This is a genomic window from Citrobacter sp. Cs237 (assembly GCF_030332325.1).
GTDB classification, from domain to species: Bacteria; Pseudomonadota; Gammaproteobacteria; order Enterobacterales; family Enterobacteriaceae; genus Citrobacter_A; species Citrobacter_A sedlakii.
Genome location: NZ_JAOWIB010000106.1, coordinates 229,988 through 242,759, shown reverse-complemented (window position 1 = coordinate 242,759; position 12,772 = coordinate 229,988). Strand labels below are relative to the sequence as shown.

Sequence of the window (12,772 nt, the reverse complement as noted above, 5' to 3'; positions counted from 1 at the left end):
CGTTATTCCCCCTGACGCTGGTAGTCGTTACGCTGCGCGTTAGCGCGGCGTTGGTCCATAATATCGCCCTGACTGGTGGACGAGGTGTTGCTTGCTCCGCTACTGCTGGAAGATGACGTAGTCGGCAAGCGCAGCAGGTCGGAACCGCTGTCGCGTTTAGTTGCCGGCGCGTTGCCGCCTTTCAGCATCTGATCCAACGGCAGAACCATCAGGTTACCGCCCTTGTCGTTGACCAGCACTTTACGGGTATGGCTCAACACTTTTTCCATCGTCTCGATATACAGACGCTCGCGAGTGATCTCAGGGGCGGCTTTATATTCCGGCAGGATTTTCGCGAAGCGCGCCACTTCACCCTGGGCTTCCAGAATGGTTTGCGTTTTGTAAGCGCGCGCTTCTTCAAGAATACGCTGTGCCTGACCGTTCGCACGCGGCTGAACTTCGTTGGTGTACGCTTCCGCTTCACGGATGTATTGCTGTTCGTTTTCACGTGCGGCAATGGCGTCATCAAACGCGGCTTTCACCTCTTCCGGCGGACGAGCAGCCTGGAAGTTGACGTCCAGCAGGGTAATCCCCATGTTGTACGGACGGATCGTCTCTTCCAGTTCACGCTGGGTGTCGCTACGAATAACGGTACGCCCTTCGGTCAGAATACGGTCCATGGTGTATTTACCGATAACGCCGCGCAGGGCGCTGTCGGTCGCCTGACGCAGACTGTCGTCGGCGCTGGTCACGCTAAACAGGTATTTTTGCGGATCGGTGATGCGGTACTGAACGTTCATCTCGACGCGCACGACGTTTTCGTCAGAGGTCAGCATCACACCGGACGCCGCCAGTTCGCGAACCGCTTCCACGTTCACCGGCGTCACCTCATCGATAAACGTCGGCTTCCAGTTCAGACCCGGCTCAACCAGATGACTGAATTTACCGAAGCGCGTAACAACGCCGCGTTCAGCTTCTTTAATGGTGTAGAAACCGCTTGCCGCCCAGATAATGACGATAGCTGCCGCCGCGATGGTGACGACACGTCCGCCCAGATGCGGGCGCGGGCCTTGCGATGAGCTTCCGCCGCCGGAGCCGGTACCTTTACCGCCACCCAGTCCACCGAGCTTTTTGCTCAGCTTACGGAAGATATCATCAAGATCAGGTGGCCCCTGCTCGCGACCACCTTTGTTTCCATTTCCCTCAGAGTTGCCGCCTGGTTTGCTGCTTCCCCACGGGTCGCGGTCTTGTCCGTTATTACCGGGCTGATTCCACGCCATGTTTGTGCTCCATATTTGTTATGCGGTGATATACCCACTGTGTTCCAGGTGATGACAACGTCGCACCAGGTGGCTTGTCGTATAACCCGAAATGCTCAGAGTATTGGGCAAAAATCCTCAGGCCCTTTCCTCCCGGTCAGACAACGTAGTCGGCCAGGGAAGGTTCTTGTTTACAGAGGCGACGCCAGTCCACGATCGGCAGGCGAACCTGCAAGCTCATGCTGCCGTCATCCTCCATCCACTCTTTTTCTATTGCCTGAAGCTGATAAAAACGACTTCTCAGACGCCCTTCCTGCGGCGGCAAACGCAGCGTATGTTGCGCTACCTCGCCGGAAAGCCGTTCCGTCAAAGCCTGAAAAAGCTGTGGTATTCCGATCCCTGTCTGCGCGGAAAGCCAGACACGAATCGGTTTGTTCTCTTCGTCCCTGTCGATACGCGGCTCGAAGTCGTCCAGCATATCGATTTTATTCATCACCATCAGGGTTGGGATCTCGTGAGCATCGATCTCCTCGAGAACCGTATCCACTGCGTCGATGTTCTCCTGCACACGCACATCAGCAGCATCTACAACGTGCAGCAACAGCGTGGCCTGACGCGTTTCCTGGAGGGTGGCTTTGAACGCCGCCACCAGGTCATGCGGAAGATGGCGGATAAACCCTACGGTATCCGCCAGCACGGTTTCACCTACGTCCGCGACGTCAATACGGCGCAACGTGGGGTCCAGGGTTGCGAACAGTTGGTCTGCCGCATAGACCCGGGCTTCTGTAATTTGGTTGAAAAGGGTAGATTTTCCGGCGTTGGTATATCCCACCAGCGAGACGGTCGGGACATCCGCTTTAATGCGCGACTGTCGCCCCTGCTCACGTTGCTTTTCAACTTTTTCCAGGCGCGACTGGATCTGCAAAATACGATTACGCAATAAACGGCGGTCGGTTTCGAGCTGGGTTTCACCCGGACCGCGCAAACCAATCCCGCCTTTCTGTCTTTCAAGGTGGGTCCAGCCACGGACAAGGCGCGTAGCCAGATGGCGCAGCTGCGCCAGCTCAACCTGCAGTTTCCCCTCATGGGTACGCGCACGTTGAGCGAAAATATCCAAGATAAGACCGGTACGGTCGATAACACGACACTCGCACAAACGTTCCAGGTTACGCTCCTGGGCCGGGCTTAATGCATGGTCAAATAGCACGACGGCAGCGCCAGTCGCTTTTACGGCTTCCGCAATCTCAACAGCCTTACCTTCACCTACAAAGTACTTCGGGTGCGGTGCTTTACGGCTACCGGTAATCACCTGCATTGCTTCGACACCGGCGGAAGACACCAGAGATTCAAACTCCTGGAGGTCTTCCATATCTTTGTCTTGCGAAAAATAGATGTGTACCAGTACCGCCTGCTCACCGGCGTCATAACGGTCAAACAAGCGTCAACCCCTCGATATAAATCAGCGGGGAACGCAGATAACCTGGCTCCCCGTGTGTAAAACAGCCAGAAACGTTATTCAGTTTCTTCGCTGTCCTGCGGCGCAGAAGAACCCTGCGCGTTGCTACCGTGATGATAGTTGCTGCTGGTACCGCCACCGGTATTGTTGCTGTGATGAGAAACCGGACGAGACGGGACAACAGTAGAAATCGCGTGCTTATAAACCATCTGGCTGACCGTGTTTTTCAACAGGATCACGAATTGATCAAAAGACTCGATTTGACCTTGCAGTTTAATACCATTCACCAAATAAATAGAAACTGGAACACGTTCCCGACGCAGTGCGTTCAGGAACGGATCTTGTAAAGATTGCCCCTTAGCCATTCTCTCTTTTCCTTATATGCTTTGTACTTTGAACCTTTTGGTTCTGAAAAATTGCGCACGATACGTCTCAATTGTACACATTCAGTTCGCGATAGCACCAACAACCTGTAATACTTCGTTGAGCGCCTGTTCAGGTTTTTCGCTGTCAAGCCAGCGCACCCCATCCCAGCCGCGCAACCAGGTCATTTGACGCTTCGCCAACTGTCTCGTGGCGCAAACACCTCTATAAACCATTTCATCGTATGAAATTTCGCCTTCAAGGTACGACCACATCTGGCGATATCCCACACAACGAATGGAAGGCAAATCCGTATGCAAATCTCCACGGGCAAATAGCGCCCGGACTTCTGCTTCAAAACCTGAAGCCAACATCTGATGAAAACGCTGCTCGATGCGTTGATGCAGCAATTCACGACTCGCCGGGGCGATGGCGAACTGATACACCTGGTACGGTAAAGCATCACCTGACGTTTGCGTCAGTTCCGTTAAAGTTTTACCCGAAATGAAAAAAACTTCCAGTGCCCGGGAAAGCCTTTGCGGATCATTCGGATGAATACGCGCAGCGGCGACAGGGTCAATCGCCTGAAGCTGCTGATGCAACGCATCCCATCCCTGCTCTACCGCCTGCTGCTCTATTCTGGCCCTGACCTCCGGGTCCGCCGACGGCAGCGGCGAAAGCCCTTCCAGCAACGCCTTGAAATACAGCATTGTTCCGCCCACCAGCAGCGGAATTCGTCCGGCTGCGGTGATATCTGCCATCTCCGCCAGCGCATCGTGGCGGAAATCTGCGGCTGAATATGCCTGCAACGGATCGAGAATGTCTAACAATCGGTGCGGCGCCGCCTGTAACTCTTTCGCGTCCGGCTTCGCCGTACCGATATCCATCCCCTTGTAGATAAGGGCGGAGTCAACGCTAATCAACTCTATTGGCAAAACTTTACGCAGTTCAATCGCTAACGCCGTTTTGCCCGAGGCCGTCGGCCCCATCAAAAAAATTGCCTTTGGCAGGCTCGCCTTAGGGGTATCACTCATGTTTCAGGGCATTCATCGCCGTATGTAAATCAACAGGTTGTAACAGACCACCCGGCGGCGCCTTCACAAGCTGCGGACAAAGCCGCTCCACGTCAGCCAGCAGCGTAATGGCCTGGGCCATGGTCCACTGCGCGTGTTCGCTCATTAAATTGCGTGCAATCCACTGCGCCATATTGTCAGGTTCGAGCGCTGACTGCTGCGTCAGGTAGCCTATCAGTTCAGGAATCAAGATTTGTAAATTTTGTTGGCGTAAGGGTAAAGGCACCGCCCGAACGGTCACATGCTGGGCATCTGACTGAAATTCGATCCCCAATTTCGCCAGCGCGTTTTGCGCGTTTGTCAGCGCCGCTTTTTCTTCAGCGGTCACCTTCAGGCGCAGCGGGATGAGCAGCGGCTGCGCGCAAACCTCTCCCTCGCCCGGCGTCAGCTGCGCCTGACGTAGCCAACGCTCCGCCACCGGCAGCGCCAGCAGGTGAATTTGCCCATCACGCTCAAGCAACGCGCAGTCGTGACCAACGATTGTCAACACGCGTCCAAAGCTCTGGCTGTGTCCGGATAACGCGGAAACCGCCGTTTCCGGCGCGCGCGTTTTGCCTGCGGGAACCGGCTCAGGCGTCTTTAGGAGCTGGCGATAGACCTCTCCTTGTTGCCTCTGGTAGCCCGGCTGAGCATGGGGCCAGCCGGCCTGCGTCGGACGCGCGCCGCCGTTCGCAGGCGAAACAGGAGAAGAATAACGCGGCGCTGTCGTTTCGCGCGCCTGCGCAGGCTCGGCAAAATGGTTACGCCCTGCCGCCACGCGGTTTTCCGGCACGTGTCTTGGCGCAGGAGCATCATCCCCCTCCAGCGGCAGCGGCGACTCAAGCTGCTGTTGCAGCACGCTCAGCACGCCCTGGTAGATAAAATCATGTACCAGGCGCGACTGATGAAAACGGACTTCATGCTTGGCTGGATGCACGTTCACATCGACCTGGTGCGGGTCTATTTCCAGATAAAGCACGAAAGCCGGCTGCTGATCGGCGCCAAGCTTATCTTCACAAGCCTGACGAATAGCGTGATTTATCAGCCGGTCACGCATCATACGACCATTCACGTAACAGTACTGAATTTCTGCCAGCGCCGTGGTGGTGTGATGGGGATCGGCAACCCAGCCGCGCAGGGTGAGATCGCCATGCTGCCACTCGATAGTCAACGCCTGTTCAAGGAATGGCGCGCCGCAAATCGCGCCAAGACGGCGCTCTTGCGGCCCGTCTTTCGCCACCGCGCGATACTGGCGCACCATTTTACCGTTGTGCGACAAATTGATGGTCACGTCAAAACGCGCCAACGCAATACGGCGAATGATCTCATCAATATGATTAAACTCGGTTTTTTCGGTGCGCATAAACTTGCGACGGGCGGGCGTGTTATAGAACAGGTCCAGCACTTCCAGCGTGGTGCCTACGGGATGCGCGGCGGGTTTCACCGTCACATCCATATCACGCCCTTCAGCATAGGCTTGCCAGGCTTCCTGCTGATCGGCGGTGCGGGACGTCAGCGTCAGGCGGGAGACTGAGCTGATGCTGGCCAGCGCTTCGCCACGAAAACCGAGGCTGATAATCGCTTCCAGATCGTCGAGCGAGGCGATTTTACTGGTGGCGTGACGGGCCAGCGCCAGCGCCAGCTCGTCTTTCCTGATGCCGCAGCCGTTGTCGCGAATACGGATAAGCTTCGCGCCGCCGCGTTCGATATCAATATCGATACGCGTTGCGCCCGCGTCAAGGCTGTTTTCCACCAGTTCTTTGACCACCGACGCAGGTCTTTCCACCACCTCACCTGCGGCAATCTGGTTCGCCAGTTGTGGCGGTAGCACCTGAATCGGCATGACAATTCCTTAGTTAATCAACGACTCGCCAGGCGTAACGGCGCTCGCGGTTTGTGTCCCTTGTGGACCTGACTGCAGGGGATGCGCCTGGAAGTAGCTCCGCAGTCCTTTGTAAATCGCTTCGGCCAGTTGCTGTTGGTACGCATCGCTGGCGAGCAGCCGTTCTTCGCTGTGGTTACTGATAAATCCGGTTTCAACCAGCACCGACGGAATATCAGGCGATCGTAGCACCCCCAGGCTGGCATGCTCCGGACGCCGCTTATGCAATGACCCGATACGTTCGAGCTGGCCTAACATATTGGTTGCCACATCATACCCTACGCGCTGGGAATGGCCGAACTGCAAATCCAGAACCGCCTGGCTTAAGTAAGGGTCGGACTGACTGTTCGCCAGTACGTCGCCCGCGCCGCCGAGCAGCTCGGATTGTTTTTCATGCTCTTCCAGCCAGTTCGCCATTTCGCTATTGGCGCGACGGTTAGACAGCACCCACACCGACGCGCCGGTGGCGTTACGGTTTGGCGCGGCATCGGCGTGAATCGACACCAGGAAATTGGCGTTCTGCTTACGCGCCACATCGGAGCGGCCCATTACCGAGATGAAATAGTCGCCGTCGCGGGTGAGAACGCCTTTAAACATAGGATCGTTATTCAGTAGCGTGCGCAGCTTGCGGGCCACCGCGATGGTCACGTTTTTCTCCCGCGTGCCGCCGGGGCCAATCGCCCCTGGATCCTGCCCACCGTGCCCGGCGTCGATGGCAATGACCACCTTGTCGCCGTTACTGGTCGTCGTACGCGCGGCGGGGCGCGTGATGGTATGACTGCTGGTGACGGCCGTAGTACGCTCATTGCTGGATTTAAACGGGTTTCGCGCCGGTTCGCTCGGGCGTGGCGTCACCACGGGCGGTTCAACCCGCTTTGCGACCACTGGCGGAGGCGGCGGCGCATCGGCGTTGATCGTAAAGACGACGGTGTAATTGCCGCCATTCTGCCGTTTTACCGCTTCAGTCTTGCCGTTTTCCGTGAGATCGACCACCAGCCGCAGCGACTGCGGATCCTGCGGCGTGCCGGAACGTATCGTTTTCACCAGGTTGTTGCCGCTAAACTGCAGCGGCAGCCCTTGAATCACGCCGGTTTGCTTAATATCCAGCGCGACGGTACGTTTACCCTGCTGCGAAAAGGCGTAATCCGGATCGCCGATAAAGCTCAGCGTAATCCGCGCCTGCTGTTCACCGTTTGAAACCTGAATATCGGACAAACTGGCCGCGCCAGCCTGCGCGCACAGTAACACCAGCGTTGCCGCCAGCCACTTTCTGATGCGATACATCATCCCGCCACCTTTAAGGTTAACCGGCTAAACGCGCAATCAGCGCTTCCCCGGAGGAGGAAACGGCGCTGATTCGCGCCTCACGGCCTTGCGCCTTATACTCTAAATGGATTTCAATATCCGGGTCCGGCAATACACCTTTCCCCTGCTGCGGCCACTCCACCAGACAAATGGCGTCGTTGGCAAAATAATCCCGGATCCCCATAAATTCCAGTTCTTCCGGATCGGCGAGGCGATACAGATCGAAGTGATAAACCATCAGGTTATCGAGCGCATAGGGTTCGACCAGCGTATACGTTGGGCTTTTTACATTACCGGCATGGCCTAACGCCTGCAGGAACCCGCGGCTAAAGGTGGTTTTACCCGCGCCTAAATCCCCGAACAAATAGATAACGGTCGCGCCGTCGCAGGCGTGGGCGACCCGCAGCCCCAGGTCTAACGTGGCCTGTTCGTCAGGTAGCGGAATTACTCGATTCATCATGATAAACGTCAATCACATCTGGGTTAACAATACGCTGTAGCGTGGAAAAAAGATCGGTTGCCAGCATGCCGCGCATGCCAAAACGTGCTGCCAGAACATCTGCCGCCGCGCCGTGGGCAACACAGCCCGCACAGGCTGCATCATACGGGGTAAGCTTCTGTCCAAGCAATGCGGCAATGATCCCGGAGAGCACATCCCCCATACCGCCGCTGGCCATTCCTGCATTTCCGGCATCAATTATTCCCAACGCATTCGGCTCCGCGGCAACCACCGTTCCCGCGCCTTTCAACACCGCAACGCCTCCATAACGTTTTACCAGACGCTGCGCAGAAAGTAAGCGATCGCTTTCAATTTCTGCGACAGAACAACCCAGTAACCGCGCGGCTTCTCCCGGATGCGGCGTGATGACGCGATTGTGACGTTTATCGGGGTTGATTGCCAGCAGGTTCAGCGCATCGGCATCCCAGAGCATTGGTTTGCGAAAATTCTCGACCTTCTGCAGCGCTTTTTTGCCCCATTCCGCCTGACCGAGCCCAGGGCCAATCACCACGACATCCGCCCATTCGAGGCTCTCATCCAGCGTCTGCGGCGTGAGCTCATAAACCATTAATTCCGGGCGAGCCGTCAACAACGGCGCGATATTCTCCCTGCGGGTCAGCACCCGCACTAGACCAGCGCCGGTACGCAACGCCGCTTCTCCGGCCATGCGAATGGCGCCCGCAGTGCCATGATCGCCGCCAACGATCGCCAGGCGACCATGATCGCCCTTATGAGAGGTAGGACGACGCGGCGCCAGCCATTGCGCGAGCAGCGAAGCGTCAACGCGCCGGATCGGCGACGCCTGACCTGCTAACCACTCTTCCAGACCCAGCGCGTTAAAATGCAGTTCGCCCACCACATCGCGGGCCTTTCCGGTCAACAAGCCCGGCTTCAGCGCGATAAAGGTGACGGTGCGATCGGCATCGATTACCGCGCCCGGCGTTGCGCCCGTTTGCGCCAGCAGCCCGGACGGGATATCAACCGCCAGAACCGGCGCGGGATGGGCGTTGGCCTGTGCAATGAGTGTGGCGATCGGTTCACGGGGCGCCTGGGTTAACCCGGTGCCGAGCAAAGCATCAACAATGAGGTCCACTTTTTCCGGCCAGATAATCTCCGGCGCATGAATAATTCCCCCCGCGTTCAGCCAGGCTTCCCGCGCCTGTTCGGCCTCTTCCGGCAGCGGCTTTTCGCTCTCCTGAGCCAGCAACGTGACGTTAATGCCCACCGCTTTCGCCAGCCTCGCCACCACATACCCGTCGCCGCCGTTATTCCCGTGACCGCACAGCACCAACCAGTGGCGGGCATAAGGCCAGCTTTCACGCGCGACGTCAAACGCCGCTTCTCCGGCACGCAACATCAGTTCAAACAACGTCAACCCAAGCGTATCAGCAGCCTCTTGCTCCAGTCCTCTGATGTCGTCGGCGGGCCAGAGGGAGTGTGGTATACTTACGGGGTTTTTCTTTATGGTATGGTCCGTCATGTCAGAGCCCCTCGATCTCAATCAGTTAGCGCAAAAAATTAAGCAGTGGGGGCTGGAACTGGGCTTTCAGCAGGTAGGTATTACCGATACTGACCTCAGCGAAGCCGAACTCAAACTGCAGGCATGGCTGGACAAACAGTACCACGGCGAGATGGACTGGATGGCGCGCCACGGCATGATGCGCGCGCGCCCTCATGAGCTGTTGCTTGGTACGCTGCGCGTTATTAGCGTGCGTATGAACTATCTTCCCGCCAGGGCTGCATTTGCCAGCACGCTGAAAAATCCTGACCTGGGTTACGTTAGCCGCTACGCGCTGGGGCGCGACTACCATAAGCTATTGCGTAACCGACTAAAAAAACTGGGTGAGAGGATTCAGCAGCATTGTGTCTCGCTGAATTTTAGACCTTTTGTTGACTCTGCGCCCATTCTGGAGCGACCGTTGGCGGAAAAAGCGGGTCTGGGGTGGACAGGTAAGCACTCACTTATCCTCAACCGGGAAGCGGGGTCGTTTTTCTTTCTGGGTGAATTGTTAATCGATCTCCCGCTGCCCGTGGACCACGTCGTTGAAGACGGATGCGGAAAGTGCGTCGCCTGCATGACGACCTGTCCAACTGGCGCGATTGTCGCCCCTTATACGGTAGATGCCCGCCGCTGTATTTCTTACCTTACAATTGAACTCGAAGGCGCCATTCCCGAAGACTTGCGTCCCTTAATGGGCAACCGGATTTACGGCTGCGACGACTGTCAGCTCATCTGTCCGTGGAACCGATATTCACACTTAACGGACGAAGCGGATTTCAGCCCACGCCAACAACTGCACGCGCCGGCGCTAATTGAACTCTTCAGTTGGGACGAAGCTCGCTTTTTGAAAATCACCGAAGGTTCAGCTATCCGGCGCATTGGTCACCTGCGCTGGTTACGGAATATCGCGGTCGCCCTTGGCAACGCGCCCTGGCGTGAAGACGTGCTCTGTGCGCTGGAAAACCGCCGGGGTGAGCACCCACTTCTCGATGAACACATCCAGTGGGCGATCGCGCAGCAGATCGCAAAGCGAAATGCCAGTGCAGTCGAGGTGCAACTCCCGCAGCAGAAACGTCTGGTCAGAGCCATTGAAAAAGGGCTTCCACGGGACGCATAAGTCGTCCACAGCCTGTGCATAAAATTAAAAACACATTGCTATTCAAGCACGAAAAAATCGTCAAGCGATCCGCTTAACAATTTAAGATGTTATTTATTTCTTATATTTCAGCGGGATATAAAAATATCATTCACTCTGCGAAGCGTTTTAAACGCAGAAGACAAATACGCAGTCTGTGGATAACTCTGTTTACAAGAATATATCAGGAACGAAAAGAGACGCACCACGAGCAGCCGTTCACTGTGGATAGGTGTAGAGATAAGAATTTGGAGCGGGAAACGAGACTCGAACTCGCGACCCCGACCTTGGCAAGGTCGTGCTCTACCAACTGAGCTATTCCCGCTTAATCTTCGTCTTCCGAAAAATCGAAATCCTGCGATTAATTTACTGCCGTTTGTTGCTGTCGTAATTCGCATTTCTGCGTCGTTACGGGAGGCGCATTATACGAGAAATCCTTTCTCCTGCAACCCCTTCAAACGCAATTTTTTATGAAATTCGTTTGAATGCTGATTTTATCAGCAAAGCGTATAATTTAGCGGCAATCATCCCACTGTGCAAGTGAGACGACCAGCGATCAGGCCGGGCGCGGCGTCGCCACACCCGGCACAGCAGGCGGTTAAAGCTGAATAAAATGCTCGCGATAGTAAGCCAGTTCCGCCACCGACTCGCGGATATCGTCCATCGCCTGATGCGTGCCCTGCTTGGTAAAACCCTCAAGAATTTCCGGCTTCCAGCGACGCGCCAGCTCTTTAAGCGTGCTCACGTCGAGATAACGGTAGTGGAAATACGCTTCCAGCTCCGGCATATACTTAAACAAAAACCGGCGGTCTTGTCCGATACTGTTCCCGCAGATTGGCGATTTGCCCTGTGGAACCCACTCTTTCAGAAATTCAAGGGTCGCCAGTTCCGCTTCGCGATCGCCCATCGTGCTCGCCTTCACCCGCTCCACCAACCCACTGGCGGTATGTGTGCGCACGTTCCAGTCGTCCATCAGCGCCAGTTGTTCATCAGACTGATGCACCGCGATGGTCGGCCCTTCGGCCAGAATCGTAAGATTTGCGTCAGTGACCAGCGTGGCGATTTCAATTATGCGATCGCGCTCGGGATCCAGACCGGTCATCTCAAGATCAATCCAAATCAGGTTGTTTTCATTGGCACTCATGCTATTTTCCACCCTTCAGTGGTCACGTTTTCGTGTGACTATATTCATTTAGAATTGCGTGTATCATAAATGTTTTGCCCATCATGGGCGACCAGGAGTCAGTACGATTGAGTAAAAATAAACTCTCCAAAGGCCAGCAGCGCCGTGTGAACGCTAATCACCAGCGTCGTCTCAAAACGTCTAAGGAGAAGCCAGACTACGATGACAACCTGTTCGGCGAGACCGCTGAAGGTATTGTCATTAGCCGCTTCGGCATGCATGCCGACGTCGAATCCGCCGACGGTGAAATTCACCGCTGCAATATTCGCCGTACAATCCGCTCGCTGGTCACTGGCGACCGCGTGGTCTGGCGTCCGGGTAAAGCCGCCGCCGAAGGCGTCAATGTGAAAGGTATCGTGGAAGCGGTACATGAACGCACCTCGGTGCTCACGCGCCCGGATTTTTACGATGGCGTCAAACCGATTGCCGCCAACATTGACCAAATCGTCATTGTCTCAGCCATATTACCGGAGCTGTCGCTGAATATTATCGACCGTTATCTCGTGGCGTGCGAGACGCTTCAGGTTGAACCCATTATCGTGCTCAATAAGATCGATCTGCTGGATGACGACGGCATGGCGTTTGTGAACGAGCAGATGGATATCTATCGCAACATCGGTTATCGCGTACTGATGGTTTCCAGTCATACTCAGGATGGCCTGAAGCCGTTGGAGGATGCGCTGACCGGGCGAGTCAGTATATTTGCCGGGCAGTCCGGCGTCGGTAAATCCAGTCTTCTGAATGCGCTGCTGGGCCTGCAGGAAGAGATCCTCACGAACGATGTTTCCGACAACTCGGGGCTTGGGCAGCACACCACCACGGCGGCGCGCCTGTATCACTTCCCACACGGCGGCGATGTCATTGACTCCCCTGGCGTACGGGAATTTGGTTTGTGGCATCTGGAGCCGGAACAAATTTTCAACGGTTTTGTCGAATTTCACGACTTTCTGGGATTATGCAAATACCGCGACTGTAAGCATGATAGCGACCCCGGTTGCGCCATCCGTGAAGCAGTAGAGGACGGTAAGATTGCGGAAACCCGTTTCGAGAACTATCACCGCATTCTTGAAAGCATGGCGCAGGTAAAAACGCGTAAAAACTTTTCTGATACGGACGACTGACAGATACCCTAAGCGTCGTTAGAATCGTCCCCTTTTT

The 12,772-nt window shown here is 55.8% G+C and carries 11 protein-coding genes and 1 tRNA gene; 2 read left to right on the top strand and 10 right to left on the bottom strand.

The window, feature by feature from the left end:
• Positions 1 to 2: 2 nt before the first annotated feature.
• The 8 genes from hflK to nnr form a co-directional block, all read right to left on the bottom strand.
• Positions 3 to 1,259 (bottom strand): FtsH protease activity modulator HflK, encoded by a 1,257-nt coding sequence (gene hflK, locus OGY07_RS14540; RefSeq protein ID WP_042289593.1) that lies wholly within the window; start codon positions 1,257 to 1,259, stop codon positions 3 to 5.
• 136 nt (positions 1,260 to 1,395) lie between these two features.
• Positions 1,396 to 2,676 (bottom strand): ribosome rescue GTPase HflX, encoded by a 1,281-nt coding sequence (hflX, locus tag OGY07_RS14535; protein ID WP_042289596.1) that lies wholly within the window; start codon positions 2,674 to 2,676, stop codon positions 1,396 to 1,398.
• A 74-nt stretch (positions 2,677 to 2,750) separates the two neighbouring features.
• Positions 2,751 to 3,059 (bottom strand): RNA chaperone Hfq, encoded by a 309-nt coding sequence (gene hfq / locus OGY07_RS14530; RefSeq protein WP_042289598.1) that lies wholly within the window; start codon positions 3,057 to 3,059, stop codon positions 2,751 to 2,753.
• Between the two features lie 81 nt (positions 3,060 to 3,140).
• Complete coding sequence (miaA, locus tag OGY07_RS14525; RefSeq protein ID WP_286601368.1) at positions 3,141 to 4,091, bottom strand: tRNA (adenosine(37)-N6)-dimethylallyltransferase MiaA; 951 nt, start codon at positions 4,089 to 4,091, stop codon at positions 3,141 to 3,143.
• Positions 4,084 to 5,952 (bottom strand): DNA mismatch repair endonuclease MutL, encoded by a 1,869-nt coding sequence (gene mutL / locus OGY07_RS14520; protein WP_286601366.1) that lies wholly within the window; start codon positions 5,950 to 5,952, stop codon positions 4,084 to 4,086. Before mutL ends, miaA begins: the two co-directional genes overlap by 8 nt.
• 9 nt (positions 5,953 to 5,961) lie before the next feature.
• Positions 5,962 to 7,278: an N-acetylmuramoyl-L-alanine amidase AmiB gene (gene amiB / locus OGY07_RS14515; protein ID WP_042289605.1), complete on the bottom strand. Its 1,317-nt coding sequence runs from the start codon at positions 7,276 to 7,278 to the stop codon at positions 5,962 to 5,964.
• 16 nt (positions 7,279 to 7,294) lie between these two features.
• Complete coding sequence (gene tsaE / locus OGY07_RS14510) at positions 7,295 to 7,756, bottom strand: tRNA (adenosine(37)-N6)-threonylcarbamoyltransferase complex ATPase subunit type 1 TsaE (RefSeq protein WP_042289607.1); 462 nt, start codon at positions 7,754 to 7,756, stop codon at positions 7,295 to 7,297.
• Positions 7,728 to 9,275, bottom strand: coding sequence for a bifunctional ADP-dependent NAD(P)H-hydrate dehydratase/NAD(P)H-hydrate epimerase (gene nnr / locus OGY07_RS14505; protein WP_286601363.1), 1,548 nt, complete (start codon positions 9,273 to 9,275; stop codon positions 7,728 to 7,730). Before nnr ends, tsaE begins: the two co-directional genes overlap by 29 nt.
• Between nnr and queG the strand changes: the two genes are divergently transcribed.
• On the top strand, positions 9,274 to 10,413 hold the full coding sequence (gene queG / locus OGY07_RS14500; RefSeq protein ID WP_286601361.1) for a tRNA epoxyqueuosine(34) reductase QueG: 1,140 nt from the start codon (positions 9,274 to 9,276) through the stop codon (positions 10,411 to 10,413). The two genes, nnr and queG, sit on opposite strands and share 2 nt — an antisense overlap.
• Before the next feature lie 267 nt (positions 10,414 to 10,680).
• On the opposite strand, the gene OGY07_RS14495 is transcribed toward queG, so the two are convergent.
• Together OGY07_RS14495 and orn are read right to left on the bottom strand one after the other, a co-directional pair.
• Positions 10,681 to 10,756 (bottom strand) — tRNA-Gly (locus OGY07_RS14495).
• 273 nt (positions 10,757 to 11,029) lie between these two features.
• Positions 11,030 to 11,575, bottom strand: a complete 546-nt coding sequence (gene orn / locus OGY07_RS14490; protein ID WP_042289614.1) for an oligoribonuclease — start codon at positions 11,573 to 11,575, stop codon at positions 11,030 to 11,032.
• A 107-nt stretch (positions 11,576 to 11,682) separates the two neighbouring features.
• Between orn and rsgA the strand changes: the two genes are divergently transcribed.
• Positions 11,683 to 12,735, top strand: coding sequence for a small ribosomal subunit biogenesis GTPase RsgA (rsgA, locus tag OGY07_RS14485; protein WP_174435351.1), 1,053 nt, complete (start codon positions 11,683 to 11,685; stop codon positions 12,733 to 12,735).
• The last annotated feature ends 37 nt before the right edge of the window (positions 12,736 to 12,772 follow it).